This window comes from Sphingopyxis sp. L1A2A (assembly GCF_005502465.1).
Lineage (GTDB): Bacteria > Pseudomonadota > Alphaproteobacteria > Sphingomonadales > Sphingomonadaceae > Sphingopyxis.
On sequence record NZ_SCOT01000010.1, the window covers coordinates 62,251 to 83,548 of the forward strand.

Below are 21,298 nucleotides of genomic sequence, written 5' to 3' on the forward strand. Positions count from 1 at the left end.
GGGGCATAAGCTCATCATCTCTCGAGGGGGACATATGCGCATATTCCTAGCAGCAGCGATGCTGATCCCGATATCGTCCGCGCTCCATGCCGAGCCGATGACGCTCGACGCCGCGGTCCGCCTGGCGGAGACGCAGGCGCCGGAACTGCGGGGACGCGAAGCGGGGATCGACGCGGCCGAGTCTTCGGCGATCGCGGCCGACCGGCTGCCCGATCCGAAACTCGACCTTGCGATCAAGGATTTCCCGGTCACCGGTCCCGACGCGGGGCGATTCAATCGCGACGATTTCACGATGCAGGTCATCGGCATCAGTCAGGACTTTCCCAATCCCGCCAAGCGCCGGGCGCGCGCAACGCGCGCGCAAGCCGACATCGGGATTGCGCGGGCCGATGAAGCGGTCACCGCGCAGGACGTCCGGCTGGCGACCGCGCTCGCCTGGGTCGACCTCTTCTATGCGAAGAAGCGCCTGAAAGAACTCGACCTGCTCGATGCCGGTCTTGAAGATTTGCAAGCAACAGTCACCGCGCGCCTTGCGAGCGGCGCGGCGCGTCCGGCGCAGGCGCTCGAACCCGAACAGCTGCGCGCCGCGGTCAGCGACCGCCGCAGCACCCTCGCCGCCGAGATCGCCCGCGCCCGCGCGCAGCTTGGGCGCTACACCGGCGACCGGGCCGCTGATACCGCGGGTGACCCGCCGCCGCCCATGGTCGATGCATCGCTTCTGCGCGCGCGCATCGACAGCTTGCCGCGGCTCCGCGCGCTCGACGCCCGCGCCCTCGCGGCCGATGCCGAGACCGGCCTCGCCCGTGCCGACAAGCGGCCCGACTGGAGCGTCAATGCGGCCTATGGGCGGCGCGAGCCCAATTATGGCGATCTTGTCACGCTCGGCGTCACCATCGACCTCCCCTTCTTCTCGAAGAAGCGGCAGGACCCCAAGATCGCGGCCCGCGCCAGCGAAGCGACGCGCGCGCGTCTCGACCGCGAGGCGGCCAAGCGCGACATCGCGGCGGCACTCGACGCTGATCTGGCCGATCATCGCATGCATCACGAGCAGCTGGGCAATGCGCGGTCGCGGCTGGTGCCGCTCGCGAAGAAGCGCGCCGAACTCGACCTCGCGAGTTACGCCGCCGGAAAACTCGATCTCGGAGCCGCGCTGCTGTCGACGCTCGCGTTGGCGGAAGCCGAAGTCGATGCGCTGGCGCGCGAAGCCGAGGTGGCGCGCGACGCGATCCGGATCAATTATATCTATGGGGAGACGGGGCAATGACCGATGCAACTTCAGCGGCGCGGTGGCGCACCGGGATTTTGGCGGCTGTGCTGATTGCGGGCGGCGGCGGCTATTGGATCGGGCAGCGCGGCCAGGGCGAAGCGCCGACCGGAGCGACGAGCAACGCGCGCAAGATCCTCTATTACTACGACCCGATGTTTCCGAACCAGAAGTTCGACAAGCCCGGCAAGTCGCCTTTCATGGATATGCAGCTCGAGCCCAAATATGCCGATGAAGGCGGCGGCGCCACGGCCCCCGGCATATCGGTCGACCCCGCGGCGCGGCAAAGCCTCGGAATAAGGGTGGTCGCGGCTGAAATGGGCAGTCTCGCTGCAACCTTCGACGTAAATGGCACGGTGGATTTCAACCAGCGTGACGTCGCGATCGTCCAGGCGCGCTCGGGCGGTTTCGTCGAACGCGTCTACCGGCTCGCGCCGGGCGACGTGATCCGCGCCGGTGCGCCGATCGCGGACCTGCAATTGCCCGAATGGGGCAGCGCGCAGACCGAATATCTGAGCGTCAAACGGCTCGGCAGACCCGACCTCACCGCTGCCGCCCGGCAGCGCCTTCGCCTGATGGGGATGCCCGAAGCGGTAATCGCGCAGGTCGATCGCAGCGGACGCACCAGCGGCACGGTGACGGTGCGCGCGCCGATCGGTGGCGTCGTCCAAACGCTGGGTGCGCGCGCCGGCGTGACCTTGGCCGAAGGCCAAACCCTCGCCGAAATCTCGGGCCTCGGAACGGTCTGGCTGAATGCCGCGCTCCCCGAAGCACAATCGGGCGCGGTGCAGGTCGGCCAGCGCGCGACCGCCAAGCTCACCGCCTTTCCGGGCGAGGCTTTCGGCGGCCGCGTCGTGGCCATTCTGCCAACGGCGGCAGCGGACAGCCGGACGCTGACCGTGCGCGTCGAGCTTGCCAACCGCGGCGGGCGCCTGCGCCCGGGCATGTTCGCGAGCGTCGCACTGGGCGGCGATGCGAGCCCCGCGCTGCTTGTGCCGAGCGAAGCGGTCATCCGCACCGGCACGCGCAGCATCGTCATGCTCGAGACGGGCGACGGGCGCTATCATCCTGCCGAAGTCCAGACCGGGCGCGAGGGCGGCGGCAAGACCGAGATATTGCGCGGCCTTGTCGCGGGCGAGAAGGTCGTTGCCTCGGGTCAGTTCCTCCTCGATTCCGAAGCGAGCCTGACCGGCATCGCCGTCCGGCCGCTGGAGGATGCGAAATGATCGAACGGATCATTCGCGCATCGGTGGCCGCGCGCGGGCTGGTCGTCGCGGCGGCGCTGATCCTGACGCTGATCGGGATCGCTGCCGTCCGCACCACGCCGGTCGACGCCCTCCCCGATCTTTCCGACGTCCAGGTCATCATCCGCACCACCTATCCCGGCCAGGCGCCGCGCATCGTCGAGGACCAGGTCACCTATCCGATCACGACGACGATGCTTTCGGTTCCCGGCGCACGCGTCGTGCGCGGCTACAGCTTCGTCGGCGACAGCTTCGTCTATGTCCTCTTCGAGGACGGCACCGACCTCTATTGGGCGCGCAGCCGGGTACTCGAATATCTGAGCCAGGTGCAGAGCCGCCTTCCCGAAGGGGCGAAGGCGTCGCTTGGCCCTGACGCCACCGGCGTCGGCTGGATCTATGAATATGCGCTTGTCGACAAGAGCGGGCGCCACGATCTCGCCGAGCTGCGCAGCCTGCAGGACTGGTTCCTGCGCTTCGAGCTCAAGGCGGTGCCCGGCGTCGCCGAGGTCGCGAGCATCGGCGGCATGGTGCGGCAATATCAGATCCTCGTCGAACCGCAGAAGCTCGCCGCGTTCGGGGTCACCGCGCAGGATGTGACCGACGCGCTCAAGCGCGCCAATCAGGAGAGCGGCGGCGGGACGGTCGAAATGGCCGAAGCGGAATATATCGTTCGCGCCGGCGGCTACCTCAAAAGTCTCGACGATTTTCGCGCCGTGCCGCTCCGCACCACAGCGGGCGGCATTCCGGTGACGATCGGTGATGTCGCGATCGTCCAGATCGGCCCCGACATGCGGCGCGGGATCGCCGAACTCAATGGCGAAGGCGAAGTCTCAGGCGGCGTGATCGTGATGCGGCAGGGCCAGAATGCCCGCGAGGTGATCGAGGGGGTGCGCGCCAAGCTCGCCGAGCTGAAGCGCGGCCTGCCGCCAGGTGTGGAGATCGTCACCACCTATGACCGGTCGGGCCTGATCGACCGCGCGGTCGACAACCTCACCTCGAAGCTCGTCGAGGAATTCATCATCGTCGCGGTCGTCTGCGCACTGTTCCTGTGGCACGCGCGCTCGGCGCTGGTTGCGATCCTCACGCTGCCGCTCGGCATATTGATCGCCTTCATCGTCATGCGATTCCAAGGTCTCAACGCCAACATCCTGTCGCTCGGCGGCATCGCGATCGCGGTCGGGGCGATGGTCGACGCGGCGGTCGTGATGATCGAAAATGCCCACAAGCATATCGAACATTGGGAAAGGGATCATCCCGGCGAGCAGCTCGCCGGGCAGGAGCGTTGGCGTGTCATCACCGACGCCGCCGCCGAGGTCGGGCCGGCTCTGTTCCTGAGCCTCCTCATCATCACCTTTTCCTTCCTGCCAATCTTCACGCTGCAGGGTCAGGAAGGGAAACTCTTCGGGCCGCTCGCCTTCACCAAGACCTATGCCATGGCGGCGGCGGCGATCCTGTCGATCACGCTCGTCCCGGTTCTCATGGGCTGGCTCATCCGCGGACGGATACCCAGCGAACAGGCCAATCCCGTCAATCGCTGGCTGACGCACGCCTATCGACCCGCGCTCGACTGGGTTCTCCGTCGTCCCGGAAGGGCGCTGGCCATCGCGGGACTGATCTTCGCGAGCAGCCTGTGGCCGCTGACCCAGCTCGGTGGCGAATTTATGCCGCAGCTCGACGAGGGCGATCTCCTCTACATGCCCTCGGCGCTTCCCGGCATCTCGGCCGCCAAGGCGTCGAGCCTGCTCCAGCAGACCGACCGACTCATCAAGACCGTGCCCGAGGTCGAGAGCGTCTTCGGCAAGGCCGGACGCGCGGACACCGCGACCGATCCCGCCCCGCTCGAGATGTTCGAGACGACGATCCGCTTCAAGCCGCGCGATCAATGGCGCCCGGGCATGACGCCCGACAAGCTGGTCGCCGAGCTGGATGCGCGCGTGAAGGTCCCCGGCCTCGCCAATTTCTGGATCCCGCCGATCCGCAACCGCATCGACATGCTGGCGACCGGGATCAAGAGCCCGGTCGGCATCAAGGTCGCGGGATCGGACGTCGCCGAGATCGACCGCACCGCGAAGCGGATCGAGGAGGTCGTCCGCAAGGTCCCGGGCGTCGCCTCGGCGCTCGCCGAGCGGCTGACCGGCGGGCGCTATATCGACGTCGACATCGATCGCGCCGCCGCCGCGCGTTACGGTCTCAATGTCGCCGATGTGCAATCCATCGTCGGCGGCGTCATCGGCGGCGAGACGATCGGGCAGACCGTCGAGGGGCTTGCGCGCTATCCGATCAGCGTGCGCTATCCGCGCGAGCTCCGCGACAGCCTCGGCAAGCTGGAGACTCTTCCCATACTCACGCCATCGCGCCAGCAGATCACCCTCGGCACCGTGGCAAGAGTGCGGATCAGCGACGGCCCTCCGATGCTTCGCAGCGAGAATGCGCGGCCAGTGACCTGGATCTATGTCGATGGCCGCGACCGCGACCTCCAGACATTGGTGCGCGATATCCAGCAGGCGGTCGCGCGCGATGTCGAATTGCCGCCGGGCATCAGCATCTCCTACACGGGCCAGTTCGAATTCCTCGTCCGCGCGGCCGAGCGGATGAAGATCGTCGTGCCGGTCACGCTCGCGATCATCCTCGTCCTGCTCTACCTGACCTTCCGCCGCTGGGACGAGGCGCTGCTCATCATGGCGACGCTACCCTTCGCGCTCACCGGCGGGCTTTGGCTGCTTTATCTGCTCGGTTACAACCAGTCGGTCGCGAGCGCGGTCGGGTTCATCGCGCTCGCGGGGGTCGCCGCCGAGTTCGGCGTCGTCATGCTCATCTATCTCAAGCAGGCGCTCGCGGCGCGCGGCGACGGCTCGATCGAGGACGCGGTCCGCGACGGGGCGCTCCTCCGGGTCCGGCCCAAGGCAATGACCGTTGCGGTCATATTGGCGGGGCTGTTCCCGATCCTCGTCGGCACCGGAACGGGCTCCGAGGTGATGAGCCGGATCGCCGCGCCGATGATCGGCGGGATGATCACCGCGCCCCTGCTCTCGATGTTCATCATCCCCGCCGCCTATCTGTTGATGCGCCGGCGCTGGCCTGATCGACAACCGTTGAAAACCCCGAAGACGTGACATGAAAACAAGGAGAATGAATATGAAATCGATGCGCATTCTGACCGGCGGCGTCTTGCTGCTGATCGCCGCGACCGCCTGCAGCCCCGAAGCCGACAAGCAGCAAGCCAGCGCTCCGAAGGATGCTGCGGCGGTCGCCCCGGCTTCCGCGGTCCAGCATGGCAAGGGCGAAGGAAAGATCACCGCAATCGACGAGGCCAAGGGTCTCGTCACGCTCGATCATGGCGAAATCACCGCGCTGAAATGGCCGCCGATGTCGATGGGGTTCGAGGCCTCGGCAGATTTGCTCAAAGGCCTGAAGGTTGGCGACCGCGTCGCTTTCGAACTCGACTGGAACGGCGCCACGGGGCGCATCACGCGGATCGAGGCGTTACCCGCTTCCTGATCGCGGTTGCGGCCCGGGCTCCGCGTAGCGCGTCATCTGCGCGACGCGCCGCGCAACGGCTCGAGGGTCTGAATGATCTTGCAGTCGCCGACCTTTCCCAAACGGCAACCGCCGATGACGCGTGCGAGTTCGTCGCGCATCTGGGAGAGGTCGGCGATCTTGCGCTCGATCGTCGCGAGATGGCTGCTAGCGACCGCATCGACGGCGCCGCAGGGCTGGTCGCGGTCATCGGCGAGCGCGAGAAGCTCACGAACCTCGTCCAATGAAAAACCGAGGTCGCGCGCGCGCCGGATGAAGGACAGCCGCAACAGCTCGTCGGTTCCATAGGAGCGATAATTGCCGTCCGTCCGTGCCGGCGGCGCCAGCAGGCCCGCTCCCTCATAATATCGGATGGTCTCGACCTTCGTGTCGGTCGCACGCGCCAGTTCGCCGATTTTCATCGCTTGACCCTATAGTTGCTAGAGGGTGCATATAGCTGTCCGACTCGCAACGGCAAAGGACGGACGACATGAGCGATTGTGGCTGCGAAGCCGACGAAAAGCGCGCGGGCGTCGATCCCGCCTACCGGCGCGCGCTCTGGATCGTCGTCATCCTCAACCTCGGCTTCGGCGTCATCGAACTAGCGGGCGGCTTCCTCGCGCGGTCGCAGGCACTCAAGGCCGACTCGCTCGATTTCATCGGCGACGGGTCGATCACTCTCATCGGGCTGATCGCGCTCGGTTGGACAGCGGTGGCGCGCAGCCGAACGGCGCTCGTCCAGGGTTGTTTTCTCGCACTTCTCGGCCTCGGCGTTATTGCATCAGCGATCTGGCGGTCTTTCCACGCCATCCCCCCCGAGGCGGACCTCATGGGCGGCATTGGTGTGGTCGCGTTGCTCGTCAACATCTCGGCGGCGCTGGTGCTCAGCCGCTTCCGCAACGAAGGCGATGCGACCGCGCGCGCGATCTGGCTGTTTTCAAGAAACGATGCCCTCGCCAATGTTGCGGTTATTGTCGCCGCGGGTCTCGTTGCCGTGACGGGCGAAGCCTGGCCTGACCTTCTGGTCGCCGGTGTCATCGCGCTGCTCTTCCTCCATTCGGCCTATGATATCATCCGGGACGCGCTTGGTGAGATTTCTTCGCACAAGCCGGGACAGACCGCACAGTAGCGCAGGACGGAAACCCGCCCTTTTCCATGCCTGCAATCACGCGGTTTCTTGCGGGGCGCCGCTAGGCCGCGTGCGGCGCCCTCGCCCGGTTGAACCAGAAACCCGCGGCCAGGACGATCGCGGCCGCCAATTGTGCGAGAAGCGTCTGAACCGTCGGGTACACCCCCAGTAGCGGGAATCGCGGAAACTCTGCCAGCGGCGTGACGCCGAGCAGGCCCGCTTCCTGCAGCCCGCCGATGCCCTTGCCGGCCAGGACGATCGCCAGCACTGCGATCAGGGCCGCACTCCATGAGAAGAATTGCGTGATCGGCAAGCGCGCGCTGAAGCGCAGCATGGCCCACGCAATCAAGCCCAGCAGAATGGCCGCCGTCGCCGCTCCTGCGAGCATGGCACCGCCATTTCCCTGCGCCCATATGGCGGCGTAAAAGAGGATGGTCTCGAAGACCTCGCGATAGACAACGAGGAAGGTTAGACCGAAGAGGAACCACGCCGACCGGCGCGACAGGGCAGCGGAGATCTTCTCCTTGATATAACGCTGCCAGGCCTCGGCATTGCTTTTGCCGTGCATCCAGATACCGACCGAGATCAGGATGATCGCGGCGAAGAGCGAGCCAAAGCCTTCGGTGAGTTCGCGCGATGCCCCGCTGATTCCGATGAAATAGGTGGCGACGAACCAGGTCGCCGCGCCCGCTGCAAGCGCCGACACCCAGCCGCCATGGACATAGCCCATCACGTCGGTTCGCCCGGTTTTGCGAAGAAAAGCCATCATGGCGATGACGATCAGCAGCGCCTCAAGGCCTTCGCGTAGCAGGACTCCGAATGCGCCGAGAAAGCTCGACGAGGCGCTTGCCTGTTCGGGCGCGAGGGCCGCCTCGGCTTCGACGAACAGGCGGGCCACTTCGGCATTCGCCGCCTTCACCTCCGCAAGCGGGCGACCCTTTCCTATCGCCGAGCGCAAATTCCCCATCGCCATCTCGATCTTCGCCATGAGGTCAGGATCGCGGGCCGCAAGCACCGGCTCGACGGGCTCGAAACCATCGAGATAGGCGGATAGTGCCAAGTCGGACGCGGCGCCACGGTCGCCGGCCGCATAGGCTTTCAGGCTCGCGTCGAGGCGCTGGCGCGAGAGCATCAGCGAGCCGGCCGGTTTCGCAACGACGGCTTCGGGCTGGCGGCGCAGATATGAAGTCAGCGGCCCGGCCTTGCCGTCGCCCAGTTCACGGGCGATATCCGCGGGAGTCTTGCCGACGAGAGTCGCAAGATCGGGGATGGCGGCACGAACGCGCGCGTCCTTTTCCCACGTCTGTCGGCCCTGCGATTGCGACGATTCCGGAAACGCGAGGCTTCCGACGTAAAAGGACAGGGCCCAGCGGTCGCTGTCGGGGAGGGCTTCGAAGCTCGCCATCGACGTCCCCTCGAGCCCCTGCGAAATCACCTGATAGAGCGCGAACAGGCTGCGTTCGCGTGCGCGCGCCGCGTCGGTGAAGGCGATCGGGGGCGGATCGAGACCCGCGGCGCCCGGGCCGTTTCCGGCGCCGGTCGCGCCGTGACACATGGCGCAGTTTTCCGCATAGAGCTTCGCGCCGCGCGCCAGGTCGGGAGCCGAGCGCGGCGCGAGCGGAACGGGATAGCTTGCAAGCAAGGCCCCGGCGAGCTGCCGCGACTGCACCTCGATGGTCGCCGGTGCGGATTTCGCTGCGATCGATTGGCGCAAGGTTGCGGCTTGGGCCACCAAATTTGGCTTGGCGGTCTTCTGCGGCAGGCGTTTCAAGCGCGTTTCGACCTGCGCTGCGAATTCGGTCATCTCGGCATATTCCGCCGGACTGACGACCTTGCCGCCGGACACCGCACCCGGATAATCCACCGCGACATAGTCAAGCAGCCGCCAAATGGTCTGAACCTCTGGCTCGCTCGCGCGCGCTGGCTGGAGAGCGACCAGCGTCATCAGCAGGAAAGCAAGCGCCCCCCTGCCCAGGGCACGCATCAACGCGAAGGAAACGCTTTTGGAGAAAATCGCCACGCCAGCTGCCTTTATTGAGAATGATTTGCATTGACCGATCGGAGCGTGGCTATCAACCGGAAATCGGCGCTTGGCAATCGGCAAGCTGCCATCGACAGTCTCACCCGCAGCAGGTTTTGTCGCCGCTCTCCTGAATCGGCGGGCAAGGGATATCGCCGTAGGAACAATAGACGCAGCAGTCGCCAGGCTTGGGCTTGAGAACCGCACCGCAGCCGCGGCAATCGTAGAAATATTGGCACGCGTTGGTCGGCATGGTCTCGGTCGACTGGTGACCGCATTTCGGACAAGTCAGGGTCGAAAGCAGTTGGATCGCCGCGTCAGACATAGGTGTAACCCGCCCAAAGCAGCGCCGCGCCGAGAAGCAGGCCAAAAAATGTGAGAATGCGCATCCAGCGCGGCGTGCACAGGCCGCCGGGGCCGCAGCGCGCGGCAATTAGCTGCTGCCGCGTCAGCAACATGGCACCGACAATGAGGCACAAGGCGCCGATGACGAGCAAGGGCGTTCGATATGGAGCCGCCACGATGGCCACGCCGCCAAGCCACGCCGCACCGATGCCGACCGACGCGAAGAGAAAAGGCAGCGCGCAACAGGCAGCTACGCCGAACGCGGCGGCGAGACCCGCCAGAGTTACGGTGGCGGTAGCGATCCCCTTGGGCTGATTTGGCGGGTCGATCATGGGAGACTCCTTGCGAGGGGCATCGGAGCGCTCTACCATCTGTAGTAACTATAGATTCAAGAGGTATTTTTGCGATGGCTGCGAGCGGCGCGATCCAGATCGGCGAACTCTCGCGCCGCACCGGCTGCAACATCGAGACGATCCGCTATTATGAGCGAATTGGCCTCTTGCCGACGCCCTCTCGTCGGGGCCGTTTTCGCAGCTACGCACGCGAAGATGTTGCTCGCCTCGGCTTCGTGCGACGCGCGCGGGAACTGGGCTTCACCTTGGACGAAGTGCGCGCGCTGCTCGGACTCGCAAATGGCGGCGAGAGCCGCTGTGCCGACGTCCGCGACCTCGCGGCGTCGCATCTGAAGGACGTGCGCGAACGGATCGCGGACCTTGAGAGAATGGAACGCGTGCTGGCGGATTCGGTGCGTGCCTGCGACGCCGGTTTGGAGCCGGGATGCCCGCTGCTCGACGCGCTTGGCGCAGGATCGCGGGACGCAGAAGCCGCGTAGCCACCGCGCGCGCATCCGCTGCAATGAATGAAGAAATGAGGTAGGAACGACGGGGTTGACGGGCGACGGCTTGTCGCATTCACCGGGCGGCAAAGGATTACAAACAGGCATGGGGCACGCAAATGAAGCTACGATCGCGATGCGGATCGTCATCGATCGGCCCGTCGTTGGCGTGACACACAGCCTTCAAACGAAGGATAATCAACCGATCGATGCAAAATGTTCGGCCGCCGGCGAATCCCTGTCGTTCGATTTTCCAGTCCGCATCGCCCCTGGACCGAAATTCCTTGGCGAGCATGTACGACGCGAAGGTGCCGAAAGACGGTTTGTCTATATCTGCATCGGACAATCGGCCGGGGACGAAGCCTCCCCTTGGACGCGCCGGATGAAGATCGACATCCATGACATGGAGCAGGAGCTTCTGGATCGTGCGCTACGGGGCGGTATCATCGAAATAACGGTCAGTGGAACGGGCAAAGATGGCACACCTGCCTGCGCCACGACCCGGCCGATCGGATGGCGGATCGCCTGATCAAAACTTAGCCCTTGCGCCCTTCATAAATCGAAATCGACCCGCTCGGGGTTTGAATGACCTTTGCCTCGGTCACGCCGGCGAACCCCGCCGCTTCGAAGATGCCGGGCATGCAGCCCTTGGCGTTGGGCTCGGTCATGTCGAAGCCATCGAGCAACTGCACCTGCCGGAATAATGTCCGCATGAGCAGGTTTCGCTGCAGGCCATAGTCGGCGACCAGCATCAGGCCGCCCGGGGTAAGGGCCCGATACATGGCGTGCGCAATCGCTTGCTTGGTTTCGATGGCGCATTGGTGGAAGACGAGGCTCGAGACGATGACGTCGCAGCTTCCCACTATAGCATCGGCCCGGTCGCCCATCGCCTGTTCCCATTGCACCGCGACCCCGGCCGCCTCGGCCTTGCCGCGGGCGAGGTCGAGCGCCGGAGGGTCGGGGTCGATCCCGATGACTTCGGCGTCGGGGAAGGCCTGCTTGATGGCGATAGCGAGCGTGCCTGTTCCGCAACCAATATCGACGATCCGCGCATCGCTTGTCGGCGGGACGCGGCGTATGAGTTCCGAGCGCCAACGCTTTTCGCGTGTCATGAGGGCGATCGCCCGATCATATTGGTCGGTGAGTTCGTGTCGTCCGAGCGGCGGGACATAGTCCTGCTCTTGCGCATTGGTCTGGGTCATGCCGACACGCTAGCGCGCACGCGGCGGACGGGCTTGAACGAAGCGGCTACGTCGCGCTAATTGCTGAGACGCCAGGCCTAGGCCGCGAACAGCTGGCTCGCATTGACGCCGAACATATGTTTGATCGTTCGCGCAAAATGCGCAGCGTCAGAAAAGCCGCCGCCGTGCGCCGCCTCTGTCACATTCTCCCCGGCCGCAAGCCGCTGTGCCGCAAGGCGCATCCTGCGCCAGAGAATATAACGGCGAAGCGGGATGCCAAGCTGCTCGACGAAGAGATGCCGGAAGCGATCGGGCGAAAGGCCTGCGGCGCCGGCGAGCGCTGCGAGACGAACAGGACCAGTCTCGAGCTGACTGTCGAGCAGCCACATGGCATCGATCAGCCGGCGATCGCGCGGCGCCGGCTCTTCCTTCGCCAGCCAGCCCTCCCAGAAGGCGATACCCGAAGGTTGCGAAACGAGCCGATAGGGCCCGGCCGAAATCGCTGCAACGAGCTCGGGAAGCACCGCGTGCCTTGTCGGTTCGACGAAATAGAGGTCCGCCAGGGCGCAGGGGCCAAGGCGATGCGGAACATTGGGTTCGATCAGGAGGGCCGGCGTTTCGACGACGGTGCCCGCATGCTCGACACTGGCCGATGGCGCAGCGAAGACGGCCTGTGCGGCGAAATGACTATGGGTCACCGAATCGCCAACCGCACCACGCCAGCGAGCCGAAAATTCGCCGATCTCGAGAGTGCCGGGCCAATTGCGCGCGTCCGTCACCGCCATGTCCCTTCCGATCAGTTTAGCGTTTGCTCGCTTCTACTTCGGCACGGACCTGTGCGTAGAGCGGCTCGGGACCGAATTCTGCCAAGGGCTTCCCGTTGACGAAGAAGGTGGGCGTTCCCTTGATGCGGAGCGTGTTCGCGTCGGCGATATCGGCCTCCATATTCGCGCGTGCAATATCGGTTGGCATCGCCTTCGCTTTCTCGACATCGAGGCCGGCCGCCTTTGCAGCCGCCCAGGCGCCGTCCATCTGGCCATCGTGCCATGACGGCTGGGCCTTGAGAACCGCCTCCATCACGGGCTCCAAAACCCCCTGCTGGCGCGCCGCCTCAAGAATGACGATCGCTTCCGCCGATCCGGGATGAAGCGGGAGGTAACGCATGACAAGGCGGACATCCTTCGGATAGGTGGCGAGGATCTGCTTCACCGCGGGATAGAATGCGCGGCACGCTTCACATGACGGATCGAAGAATTCGACGATCGTGACGGGCGCCTTCTTGGGTCCGATCACGGGCGAGTGAGGCCGGACAAAGGTCTCGGCGGGCAAGGCTGCCGCCACAATCGGCGCCGGCTCGCCTGCGACTGACGCGCTGTATAAAGTGACGCCGACCGCGAACGCCCCGGCGGCGATCAGGCCCATCAGGACGACAGCGGATTGTCTTTTCATGATTTCGAGTTCCGATAGCAAAACATGAGGAAAAGGATGATGGCGGTGAAGGCGCCGAGCGACAGCAGCGGTATGGGAAGGCTGCCAAAGAGAGACATGGCGCCCTCGGCGCACGATGGTCCGGCGCCGCAGGGCTGTAGCGCTTGAGACACGACGCCGAGATAGAGGAGAAGATGGTATAAGGCGACGACCCAGCCGATCGCAGCGAGCGGCGCGGCATAAGCGATAACGCCTCGGTCGGACCGGAACGCGGCAATGGCCAGGATGATCGCCAACGGAAACATAAAAGCTCGCTGGAACCAGCACAAAACACAGGGGGCCTGCCCCATCACTTCCCCAATAAAAATCGCCCCGAGGCTTGCCGACAGCGCAACAAGCCACGCCCCGAGAAGGGCAAGCCATGGGGCATGACCCGTCGCGCGCCTTTCGCGGATGATCATGCTCACGGCCGTCGCCCCTTCTTCGCGCGAATGACTTTCGCTGCCGGTTTGGGTCGAGGCCGATCGAGATATTGGGTCAGGAAGCGGTCGGTTTCGCTGAGAAGAACTTCAAAATTTCGGCGCGTCTTGGGCAGGCTGAGCCGCGCGATCAGGCCCTTGCAGCTGATGGTGTGAACCAACCGCGCCCCTTCCGGCGCGGGCTCTATTCGGAAATGTTCCTCGATCGAGAGCAGCAGCCGGCTGAGCTTAACGTCGAACGCGAGGTGCGCACCCGGCTCGCATTCGGACACGGTTGCCGTCACGCGCCAAAAGCGCGGATTGGCCGGATTCATCCGGAAGGAATATTCGACCTCCGCTCCGCGTTCGGCGAGACCTTTGGGCCGGACATAGGGATTCCAGCGCTCATATTGGTCGAAGTTCGCCAGCACGTCCCAAAGCTGCGCCGGCGACCGCGGCAGCAGCGTCTCCTTCGCAATCTCAAACACATTCACCTCCCATATTGGCTAGCCACCACGGCCCAGTTATTCTCGATAAGCCAGAAGCCGCAGCGCGTTGGCGACGACAATGAGGGTCGAGCCTTCATGCGCCGCGACCGCCGGACCGATCCCGAGGCCGAAGATCGTCGCCGGAACCAGCACAACGACGACGCCGAGGCTGACGACCATATTCTGCCGGATGATCGAGCGGGTACGGCGGCTAAGACCGATTGCGAAAGGCAGATGCGACAGGTCGTCCGCCATCAGCGCGATGTCGGCGGTCTCGAGCGCGACGTCGGAGCCGGCGGCCCCCATTGCGATGCCAACGGTGGCGCTCGCCATGGCGGGGGCGTCGTTGACGCCGTCGCCCACCATCGCCACGGGCATCTCGGCGCGAAGCTTCTTGATGGCATCGACCTTTTGCTCGGGCATCAGGTCACCCCATGCCTCGCTGAGACCGACTTCGGCAGCGATCGATTCAGCAACCTTCTGATGGTCGCCGGAGATCATGATCATGCGACGAATGCCGAGCTTGCTGAGACGCGCGATCGTCTCGCGCGCCGCGGCGCGCGGCGTATCCATGAGGCCGATCGCCCCGAGATCGCGCGCTCCCTTGCGCACAACCATCGTCGTTCGGCCCTTCTCCCGGAGCCCGGCGATGGCCGTCGCCATTTCGGCCGATAGCGGTGCGATGCCGTCGGTCCCGAACATTTCTGCCTTGCCGATGCTGACGATTTCGCCGTCGACCTTGGCTTCGACCCCGCGGCCCGTCAGGCTCTTCAGATCGGTGGCGACCGGAAGCGCAGCGTCGGGAAAAATCTCCCGGCCATCGCGTGCGATGGCGGCCGCAAGCGGATGATCGCTCAGGCTCTCGACCGCGACTGCAATGGCAAGCAACTCTTCCTTGGTGACCCCGGTCGCCGGGATCGTGTCGGTGATGCGCGGCCGTCCTTCGGTAAGCGTTCCCGTCTTGTCGAACGCCAGTGCGGTCAGCGAGCCGAGATTTTCGAGCGGCCCGCCGCCTTTGACGAGGACGCCGCCGCGCGCGGCCCGCGCGACCCCGGAGAGCACGGCGCTCGGGGTAGCGATCGCGAGCGCGCAGGGGCTTGCCGCAACGAGGACGGCCATGGCCCGGTAGAAGCTGTCGCGGAACGGCTCGTCGACGACGAATCCTGCGAAGAGAAGGAGGAAAACGAGGCCGAGAACACTCGGCACGAATATCCGCTCGAACTTGTCGGTAAAGCGCTGGGTCGGGGATTTCTGCGTCTCGGCCTCGTTGACCATCTTGACGACTTTCGCGAGCGTCGTGTCAGTCGAAAGCCGGGTCACCGCGATCTCGATGGCGCCTTCGCCGTTGATCGTGCCGGCGAACACGCGGTGTTTCGCCTCAAGCGCGTCGGCGCGCAACGCGGCTTCTTTCGCATCGGCGACCGGCTCCTTGTCGACCGGCACGCTCTCTCCGGTCACCGGAGCCTGGTTGACGCTCGACCGGCCGAGGATCACGAAGCCATCGGCGGGAAGTCGTTCATTGGGCTTCACGATGACGATGTCGCCGACAAGCAGCTCCTCGACCGGCACCTCGCGTGGTTCGCCGTCGCGGCGAACGAGCGCGGATTGGGGTGCGAGTTCGGCCAGCGCCTCGATCGCGCGCTTGGCGCGGCCCATCGCATAATGTTCGAGGGCATGGCCGAAGCTGAACAGGAAGAGCAGCAAAGCGCCCTCGGCCCAGGCACCGAGCGCGGCGGCGCCGGCAGCGGCAACGAGCATCAGCGTGTCGATTTCGAACCGCTTGAGCTTCAGATTCTCGATCGCCTCGCGGAGCGTGAACCAGCCGCCGAGACCATATGCGGCGATATAGAAACCCAGCGGCACCCAATCGGGCAGTGCGGTCAGTTTCTCGATCGCAAAACCGATGCCGAGAACCACGCCGCACAGCAGCGCGACATAGAGCTCGGTGTTCGCACCGAAGATGCCGCCATGGGCATGACCATGATCGCCCTCGCCATGCTCGCCATGATCATGGCCGCTATGGTCGTCTTTCTCGGAATGCCTCTGCTTCGCTAGCATCGGTTCGGCCGCTCCCACAGTCTTCTTCTGGTAGACGCCCATATCGGCGAGCGCCTGACGAATCTGGTCGAGTGAAGTATCGCTCGTGCGGAACTCGGCGCGGATCACGCCCGCCGCGCTCGCCTCCGCCTCGACGATGCCGGGAAGCTGACGCAAACGATCGCTCACCGTGCGAGCGCGCCGCGTGTGTCCGAGCCCCTCGACGTCGGTCCAGAGAAGATGCTGATATTGCTCGGTCAGCGCCGCCCCGGCGCTTCGGGCGAGCTGGCGCACCCGTTCCAGCGGGACGATGTCGGGATCATAATGGATGCAAAGCTGCGCGGGCGCGTCGCCCTGCGCGGCTACGACATGCGCCTTTTCGACGCCCGGCCGGCCCTGCAATTCACCTGACAGCCGTTCGATACAGCGGTCCGCCTCGTCGGGCACTTCCGGGAGCAGGAGTTCGATATCGAGCCTGACCGTTTCCGTCATTGTTCAATCCTCAATATTCCAACCATTTGCTGGACCTTTTCTGATAATTCCCAGGCTCCCGGCAACTGCGCTAGCTTTTGACAGCATGGCGATCGGTTTCACCTGACATCGGCTCATTCGGGGAAGGCGGGCCCGTTGTGTTACGGCAACCAGGTCAAGCATGTATCGCGTCCTCATCGCCACATGCGACGGTCTCGGTCTGAATTGTCGAGTGCTGGATATTGAACTGCGTGCCCAGCATCGCGGCGACCGCGCCGCGCAGCGCCTCGGGATCGGCGCCCGCCGTGAGGACGATATGGGCGGTCAGGCTGGCATCGTCGCCAGCGACCGACCAGACGTGCAGATCGTGAACGCCCGCCACGCCATCGACCGAGCCCATCGCCGCGCGCACGGTGTCGAGATCGATGCCACGGGGTACGCCCTGGAGCAGGATGTGCGTGGTGTCGCGCAAGAGCGACCATGTGCGCGGCAGCACCCAAAGGCCGATGGCGATGGCCACGACCGGATCGATCCAGGTCTTGCCCGTGAGCCAGATCAACACCGCAGCGCCGATTACGCCAATCGATCCGAGCATGTCCGCCCACACTTCGAGATAGGCGCCCTTCATGTTCAGGCTTTTCTCGACGCCGCCGGCGAGCAAGCGCATCGCAACGAAGTTCACGATAAGGCCGATGGTCGCAACGACCAGCATGCCCATCGATTCCACCGGCTGCGGATCGACGAAGCGCGACACTCCTTCATAGAGGATATAGGCGGCCACCACGAACAGCAGCACGGCGTTGAAGGCCGCAGCGAGAATCTCGAAGCGGCGGTAGCCATAGGTTCGCTGCTTGTCGGCTTGCTTCTGGCCGACCTTCACCGCCACGAGGGCGATCGCCAGTGCAGCGGCATCGGTAAACATATGCGCCGCATCGGACAGCAGTGCGAGGCTGCCGAACCAATAGGCCCCTACTAGTTCCGCGATGAGGAAGGTGGAGGTAAGGCCGAGCGCGATGGCGAGCCGCCCCGAACTCGCGCCCGTGCCATGGCTGTGGCCACTTTCGCCGGCGCCTTTGGCGTCGTTCGCCCCATCGGCATGATCGGGAGCCGCAGTCATATCAGTTCGCCTTCGGCGGGTTTTGGGGCATCGCCTTTTCCCGACGATCCAGCCAGCTTTGCATCACAGCGACCTCCTTATCCTGCGCAGCTATGACCGATCGGGCGAGTTCGCGCACCTCCGGGTCTTTGCCATATTGCAGCGCGACCTTGGCCATCGCCACCGCGCCCTGATGATGCGGAATCATCGACCGCATGAAGTCGGTGTCGGCGTCGCCCGTCAAAACCACTGCCATATCCTTGTGCATCCTGTCGGCCGCCGCCTCGAACGCCTTGGCCGCCGGCGTCGAGGTGGCCGCGGCCGCATGCTGCATATCGCCATGTCCGGCGCTGTCCGCGTCGGTGCTCGGCTTTCCGGATGAACAGGCCGCAAGCAAGAGTCCAAGCAGCGATATGGAGGTCTTCATCACCCTGCCTCCCGGGAAAGCCGATGGCGGCGGTGAGCCGCCATCGGTTTCGTCCTGCGTGGCATGAGGAGCTTGATGCTCGCTCATGCCGGTTTGCCGCCCGTATCGTCACCGGGCAGGAACACCCGTTCTCCGAGCGCGGTGACGTCGGTGTAGTCGCCGGCAACATGCTTGTTGTGCCGGCCGCGAAGCAGCAGATGGCTGATCGCGGGCAGGACGAACAAGGTCAGCAAGGTCGAGGTGATCAGCCCGCCGATGACGACGATCGCCAGCGGCTTCTGCACTTCGGCGCCGGTCCCGGTCGCAAGGGCCATCGGTACGAAGCCGATGGCGGGCACGATGCCCGTCATCAGCACCGCGCGGACGCGTTCCATGACGCCCTCGCCGATCGCGACATCGACAGGTTTGCCTTCGTCGATGCGCTGGTTGATGCTCGACATCACGACCAGCCCATTGAGCACCGTCACGCCCGAAAGCACGATGAAGCCCACGGCCGCCGATACCGAGAAGGGCAGCCCGGTCAGCAGGAGCGAGAAGACGCCGCCAGCCAGCGCGAGAGGGATTGCGGAATAGACCGCGATCGCCTGGCGCACACCGCCCAATGCCATGAACAGGATGCCGAAGATCGCCGCGAAGATGATCGGGATGACGATCGACAGCCGCGCCGATGCGGCTTGCAGATTCTCGAACTGCCCGCCCCATTCGATAAAGCTCCCTGTAGGAAGCTTGACCTGCGCATTCACCTTCTCCTGCGCCTCGGCGACGAAGGAGCCCAAGTCATTGCCGCGGACATTGGCTTGCACCACGACACGCCGCTTGCCGTTTTCACGGCTGACCTGGTTCAACCCTTCGGAGAAGCCGAACTTGGCCAGTTCGCTGAGCGGCACCGATGCCCGCGATCCGCCCTCGCCGGGAAGAAGCACAGGAAGCGCCCCTACCGCGTCGAGATCGTCACGCGTGGCGCGGTCGAGACGGACGACTATATCGTATCGCCGATCGCCTTCGAACACGATCCCGGCTTCGCGCCCACCGAGCGCCGCCGCAACGGTGTCGCTGACATCCTGCAACGTCAGCCCGTAGCGCGCGATGGCGTCGCGATCGAACTGGACATCGAGCACGGGGAAGCCCGCCGTCTGTTCGACCTTGACGTCGGCAGCGCCAGGAACGGTGTTCAGGATCGCTGCCACCTGCTGCGCCGCGCGGCCCATTTCGTCGAGATCGTCGCCGTAGAGCTTGATCGCGATGTCGCCGCGCACGCCGGCAATCAGCTCGTTGAACCTGAGCTGGATCGGCTGGCTGATTTCGAAGGCATTGCCGACGAGCGGTTCGAGCTTCTTCTCGACCCGCTCGATCACATCATCCTTGGTCTTGACCCCGTCGGGCCATGCATCGCGCGGCTTCAAGATGATGAAGGTGTCGGAAGCATTCGGCGGCATGGGATCGCTGGCAACCTCCGCCGTACCCGTCTTCGAGTAGATGAAGGCCACCTCGGGAAGCGAGGACACCGCCTTTTCCACCTGCAACTGCATCGCCTGCGACTTGTTCAAGGATGTCGACGGGATACGAAGCGCCTGCATCGCGAGATTGCCTTCGCCCAGCACCGGGATGAACTCGCTGCCGAGCATGCCGAACACGAGGATGGCCGCGGCAAAGGTCCCGCCGCCAGCACCGATCCACGGCCAGGGCCGCGCGATGACGCGTTTGAGCACGGGCTCATACCGGGTCTTCACCCAGGCGACCGCGCGCACTTCCTTCTCGGCGACCTTGCCGCGAAGAAGCAGTGCGACCATCGCGGGGACGAAGGTCAGCGATGCAATGAACGCACCGGCCAGAGCCAGCAATACCGTGATCGCCATCGGCGAGAAGGTCTTGCCCTCGACCCCGGTGAAGGTGAGCAACGGCACGAACACGAGGAAGATGATCGCCTGCCCGTAGATCGTCGGTTTCACCATTTCGCGCGAGGCTTCGAACACCTCGTGCAGACGTTCGCTCAGCGAGAGCAATCGCCCTTCATGATGTTGCCTCTCGGCCAGTCGCCTGAGGCAGTTTTCGATGATGATGATCGAGCCGTCGACGATGAGGCCGAAGTCGAGCGCGCCAAGGCTCATCAAATTGCCCGAGGTGCCGGTAATGTTCATGCCCGTCCCCATGATCAGAAACGAGATCGGGATGACAAGCGTGGCGATCACCGCCGCACGGAAGTTGCCGAGCAGCCAGAACAGCACCGCCGCCACGAGCAAGGCGCCTTCGGCGAGGTTCTTCTCGACGGTGCCGATCGTCGCGTCGACGAGCTGCGAGCGATCGAGCACGGGTTTGACGACGATGCCGGCGGGCATGGATTTCGTGACGTCTTTCAAGCGTTCGGCTGCGGCCGATGCGACGATCCGGCTGTTGCCGTTCGCCAGCATCAACACCGTGCCGACGACCAGCTCCTTCCCGTTTTCGGATGCCGAGCCGGTCCGCAACTCGCCGCCGATCTGCACGGTCGCGACGTCACGAACCATGACGGGAACGCCGCCGCGGCTTGCAACGGTGGCGCGACCGATCTCGTCGAGCGTGCGGATGCGGCCATCGGCGCGGACGAGAAAAGCCTCCCCGCCGCGTTCGACGAAGTTGGCGCCGACCGAGATGTTGGCGCGTTCGAGAGATTCAGCGAGCTCGGAAAAGCTGATGCCATAGCTTGCCAATTTGGTCGCATCGGGCTGGACGACGAACTGCTTTTCATAGCCGCCGATCGAGTCAATGCCGGCGACGCCGGAAACCGAGCGCAGCTGCGGGCGGATCACCCAGTCTTGCACCGTCCGCAGGTAACCGAGCTTGGCCACCTCGTCGGTCAAGACTTCGCCCGTTGGCGTAATATAGGAACCGTCGGGCTGAGGTCCTGGCTTTCCTGCGATCTTGGGCGTTTTGGCCGTGCGGTCGAAATCGACCGTGTACATCAGCACTTCGCCGAGCCCGGTCGAGACCGGACCCATTTGCGGTTCGGCGCCGTCGGGCAGGGTGCCCTTCGCTTGGTTGAGCCGTTCGGCCACCTGCTGGCGTGCAAAATAGAGGTCGGTATGATCCTCGAAGATCACTGTGACCTGGCTGAAACCGTTGCGCGAGATCGAGCGCGAACTTTCCAGACCGGGGATTCCCGCCATCGCGGTTTCGACTGGAAAGGTAACGAGCCGTTCGATGTCGAGTGGCCCAAGATTGGGCTCGACGGTGTTGATCTGGACCTGCTTGTTGGTGATGTCCGGAACGGCATCGATCGGCAGCTTCAGGAGCTGGGTAAGGCCATAAGCGGATATGATGAGGGTGAGGATGACCACACCCCAGCGAAAGCGTATCGACGCGTCGAGAAGTTTTTCGATCAT

The 21,298-nt window shown here is 64.6% G+C and carries 20 protein-coding genes; 7 read left to right on the top strand and 13 right to left on the bottom strand.

All coding sequences use genetic code 11. The features are described 5' to 3' along the window. The first annotated feature begins 34 nt into the window (after nucleotides 1-34). Genes FFS68_RS08535 through FFS68_RS08550 form a run of 4 tightly spaced genes read left to right on the top strand, consistent with a single transcriptional unit; the run spans nucleotide 35 to nucleotide 6,006 of the window. Nucleotides 35-1,264, top strand: a complete 1,230-nt coding sequence (locus FFS68_RS08535; RefSeq protein ID WP_137752763.1) for a TolC family protein — start codon at nucleotides 35-37, stop codon at nucleotides 1,262-1,264. Then, nucleotides 1,261-2,490 carry an efflux RND transporter periplasmic adaptor subunit gene (locus tag FFS68_RS08540; protein ID WP_137752764.1) on the top strand — a complete coding sequence of 410 codons (1,230 nt, stop codon included), beginning with the start codon at nucleotides 1,261-1,263 and terminating at the stop codon, nucleotides 2,488-2,490. Before FFS68_RS08535 ends, FFS68_RS08540 begins: the two co-directional genes overlap by 4 nt. Continuing rightward, nucleotides 2,487-5,621, top strand: a complete 3,135-nt coding sequence (locus tag FFS68_RS08545; RefSeq protein WP_137752765.1) for an efflux RND transporter permease subunit — start codon at nucleotides 2,487-2,489, stop codon at nucleotides 5,619-5,621. Before FFS68_RS08540 ends, FFS68_RS08545 begins: the two co-directional genes overlap by 4 nt. Nucleotides 5,622-5,643: 22 nt before the next feature. After that, complete coding sequence (locus FFS68_RS08550; RefSeq protein ID WP_249340086.1) at nucleotides 5,644-6,006, top strand: copper-binding protein; 363 nt, start codon at nucleotides 5,644-5,646, stop codon at nucleotides 6,004-6,006. Between the two features lie 32 nt (nucleotides 6,007-6,038). On the opposite strand, the gene FFS68_RS08555 is transcribed toward FFS68_RS08550, so the two are convergent. After that, nucleotides 6,039-6,446 (bottom strand): helix-turn-helix domain-containing protein, encoded by a 408-nt coding sequence (locus tag FFS68_RS08555; protein WP_137752767.1) that lies wholly within the window; start codon nucleotides 6,444-6,446, stop codon nucleotides 6,039-6,041. A 68-nt stretch (nucleotides 6,447-6,514) separates the two neighbouring features. Here FFS68_RS08555 and FFS68_RS08560 point away from each other — a divergent pair, with 68 nt between their 5' ends. Further along, nucleotides 6,515-7,153, top strand: a complete 639-nt coding sequence (locus tag FFS68_RS08560; protein ID WP_137752768.1) for a cation transporter — start codon at nucleotides 6,515-6,517, stop codon at nucleotides 7,151-7,153. A gap of 61 nt (nucleotides 7,154-7,214) precedes the next feature. Here the strand turns inward: FFS68_RS08560 and FFS68_RS08565 are convergent, their stop codons facing one another. From FFS68_RS08565 to FFS68_RS08575, 3 genes are all read right to left on the bottom strand, one after another. Continuing rightward, on the bottom strand, nucleotides 7,215-9,137 hold the full coding sequence (locus FFS68_RS08565; protein WP_137752806.1) for a cytochrome c/FTR1 family iron permease: 1,923 nt from the start codon (nucleotides 9,135-9,137) through the stop codon (nucleotides 7,215-7,217). 136 nt (nucleotides 9,138-9,273) lie between these two features. Then, nucleotides 9,274-9,498, bottom strand: coding sequence for a GDCCVxC domain-containing (seleno)protein (locus tag FFS68_RS18195; protein WP_137752769.1), 225 nt, complete (start codon nucleotides 9,496-9,498; stop codon nucleotides 9,274-9,276). Then, a complete protein-coding gene (locus FFS68_RS08575; protein WP_088440042.1) occupies nucleotides 9,491-9,850 on the bottom strand; it encodes a mercuric reductase in 360 nt (119 codons plus the stop codon). The genes FFS68_RS18195 and FFS68_RS08575 overlap by 8 nt, the downstream gene beginning before the upstream one ends. Before the next feature lie 74 nt (nucleotides 9,851-9,924). On the opposite strand from FFS68_RS08575, the gene FFS68_RS08580 reads away from it, so the two are divergent. Together FFS68_RS08580 and FFS68_RS08585 are read left to right on the top strand one after the other, a co-directional pair. Next, nucleotides 9,925-10,350: a helix-turn-helix domain-containing protein gene (locus FFS68_RS08580; protein ID WP_088440043.1), complete on the top strand. Its 426-nt coding sequence runs from the start codon at nucleotides 9,925-9,927 to the stop codon at nucleotides 10,348-10,350. A gap of 55 nt (nucleotides 10,351-10,405) precedes the next feature. Continuing rightward, nucleotides 10,406-10,882, top strand: a complete 477-nt coding sequence (locus FFS68_RS08585) for a DUF5990 family protein (RefSeq protein WP_349290374.1) — start codon at nucleotides 10,406-10,408, stop codon at nucleotides 10,880-10,882. Nucleotides 10,883-10,889: 7 nt separating this feature from the next. On the opposite strand, the gene FFS68_RS08590 is transcribed toward FFS68_RS08585, so the two are convergent. From FFS68_RS08590 to FFS68_RS08630, 9 genes are all read right to left on the bottom strand, one after another. Then, nucleotides 10,890-11,555 (bottom strand): class I SAM-dependent methyltransferase, encoded by a 666-nt coding sequence (locus FFS68_RS08590; RefSeq protein WP_137752770.1) that lies wholly within the window; start codon nucleotides 11,553-11,555, stop codon nucleotides 10,890-10,892. 77 nt (nucleotides 11,556-11,632) lie between these two features. Next, nucleotides 11,633-12,319, bottom strand: a complete 687-nt coding sequence (locus FFS68_RS08595) for a helix-turn-helix transcriptional regulator (protein WP_137752771.1) — start codon at nucleotides 12,317-12,319, stop codon at nucleotides 11,633-11,635. A 16-nt stretch (nucleotides 12,320-12,335) separates the two neighbouring features. Next, nucleotides 12,336-12,956 carry a thioredoxin domain-containing protein gene (locus FFS68_RS08600; protein ID WP_249340087.1) on the bottom strand — a complete coding sequence of 207 codons (621 nt, stop codon included), beginning with the start codon at nucleotides 12,954-12,956 and terminating at the stop codon, nucleotides 12,336-12,338. A gap of 23 nt (nucleotides 12,957-12,979) precedes the next feature. Continuing rightward, nucleotides 12,980-13,423 carry a disulfide bond formation protein B gene (locus tag FFS68_RS08605; protein ID WP_137752808.1) on the bottom strand — a complete coding sequence of 148 codons (444 nt, stop codon included), beginning with the start codon at nucleotides 13,421-13,423 and terminating at the stop codon, nucleotides 12,980-12,982. 2 nt (nucleotides 13,424-13,425) lie between these two features. Further along, nucleotides 13,426-13,908 carry an SRPBCC family protein gene (locus FFS68_RS08610; protein WP_171003785.1) on the bottom strand — a complete coding sequence of 161 codons (483 nt, stop codon included), beginning with the start codon at nucleotides 13,906-13,908 and terminating at the stop codon, nucleotides 13,426-13,428. Between the two features lie 36 nt (nucleotides 13,909-13,944). After that, complete coding sequence (locus FFS68_RS08615; protein ID WP_137752774.1) at nucleotides 13,945-16,437, bottom strand: heavy metal translocating P-type ATPase; 2,493 nt, start codon at nucleotides 16,435-16,437, stop codon at nucleotides 13,945-13,947. A 154-nt stretch (nucleotides 16,438-16,591) separates the two neighbouring features. Next, nucleotides 16,592-17,533 (bottom strand): cation diffusion facilitator family transporter, encoded by a 942-nt coding sequence (locus FFS68_RS08620; RefSeq protein ID WP_137752775.1) that lies wholly within the window; start codon nucleotides 17,531-17,533, stop codon nucleotides 16,592-16,594. A 1-nt stretch (nucleotide 17,534) separates the two neighbouring features. Beyond that, nucleotides 17,535-18,026, bottom strand: coding sequence for a DUF305 domain-containing protein (locus FFS68_RS08625; protein ID WP_137752776.1), 492 nt, complete (start codon nucleotides 18,024-18,026; stop codon nucleotides 17,535-17,537). Continuing rightward, nucleotides 18,023-21,298, bottom strand: a complete 3,276-nt coding sequence (locus FFS68_RS08630; RefSeq protein ID WP_137752777.1) for a CusA/CzcA family heavy metal efflux RND transporter — start codon at nucleotides 21,296-21,298, stop codon at nucleotides 18,023-18,025. The genes FFS68_RS08625 and FFS68_RS08630 overlap by 4 nt, the downstream gene beginning before the upstream one ends.

Bases quoted from the DNA above. Each gene is read 5' to 3' on its own strand.
- FFS68_RS08535 (WP_137752763.1), top strand. From the start codon at position 35: ATGCGCATATTCCTAGCAGCAGCGATGCTGATCCCGATATCGTCCGCG.
- FFS68_RS08540 (WP_137752764.1), top strand. From the start codon at position 1,261: ATGACCGATGCAACTTCAGCGGCGCGGTGGCGCACCGGGATTTTGGCG.
- FFS68_RS08545 (WP_137752765.1), top strand. From the start codon at position 2,487: ATGATCGAACGGATCATTCGCGCATCGGTGGCCGCGCGCGGGCTGGTC.
- FFS68_RS08550 (WP_249340086.1), top strand. From the start codon at position 5,644: ATGAAATCGATGCGCATTCTGACCGGCGGCGTCTTGCTGCTGATCGCC.
- FFS68_RS08555 (WP_137752767.1), bottom strand. From the start codon at position 6,446: ATGAAAATCGGCGAACTGGCGCGTGCGACCGACACGAAGGTCGAGACC.
- FFS68_RS08560 (WP_137752768.1), top strand. From the start codon at position 6,515: ATGAGCGATTGTGGCTGCGAAGCCGACGAAAAGCGCGCGGGCGTCGAT.
- FFS68_RS08565 (WP_137752806.1), bottom strand. From the start codon at position 9,137: ATGCGTGCCCTGGGCAGGGGGGCGCTTGCTTTCCTGCTGATGACGCTG.
- FFS68_RS18195 (WP_137752769.1), bottom strand. From the start codon at position 9,498: ATGTCTGACGCGGCGATCCAACTGCTTTCGACCCTGACTTGTCCGAAA.
- FFS68_RS08575 (WP_088440042.1), bottom strand. From the start codon at position 9,850: ATGATCGACCCGCCAAATCAGCCCAAGGGGATCGCTACCGCCACCGTA.
- FFS68_RS08580 (WP_088440043.1), top strand. From the start codon at position 9,925: ATGGCTGCGAGCGGCGCGATCCAGATCGGCGAACTCTCGCGCCGCACC.
- FFS68_RS08590 (WP_137752770.1), bottom strand. From the start codon at position 11,555: ATGACCCAGACCAATGCGCAAGAGCAGGACTATGTCCCGCCGCTCGGA.
- FFS68_RS08595 (WP_137752771.1), bottom strand. From the start codon at position 12,319: ATGGCGGTGACGGACGCGCGCAATTGGCCCGGCACTCTCGAGATCGGC.
- FFS68_RS08600 (WP_249340087.1), bottom strand. From the start codon at position 12,956: ATGGGCCTGATCGCCGCCGGGGCGTTCGCGGTCGGCGTCACTTTATAC.
- FFS68_RS08605 (WP_137752808.1), bottom strand. From the start codon at position 13,423: ATGATCATCCGCGAAAGGCGCGCGACGGGTCATGCCCCATGGCTTGCC.
- FFS68_RS08615 (WP_137752774.1), bottom strand. From the start codon at position 16,437: ATGACGGAAACGGTCAGGCTCGATATCGAACTCCTGCTCCCGGAAGTG.
- FFS68_RS08620 (WP_137752775.1), bottom strand. From the start codon at position 17,533: ATGACTGCGGCTCCCGATCATGCCGATGGGGCGAACGACGCCAAAGGC.
- FFS68_RS08625 (WP_137752776.1), bottom strand. From the start codon at position 18,026: ATGAGCGAGCATCAAGCTCCTCATGCCACGCAGGACGAAACCGATGGC.
- FFS68_RS08630 (WP_137752777.1), bottom strand. From the start codon at position 21,298: ATGATCGAAAAACTTCTCGACGCGTCGATACGCTTTCGCTGGGGTGTG.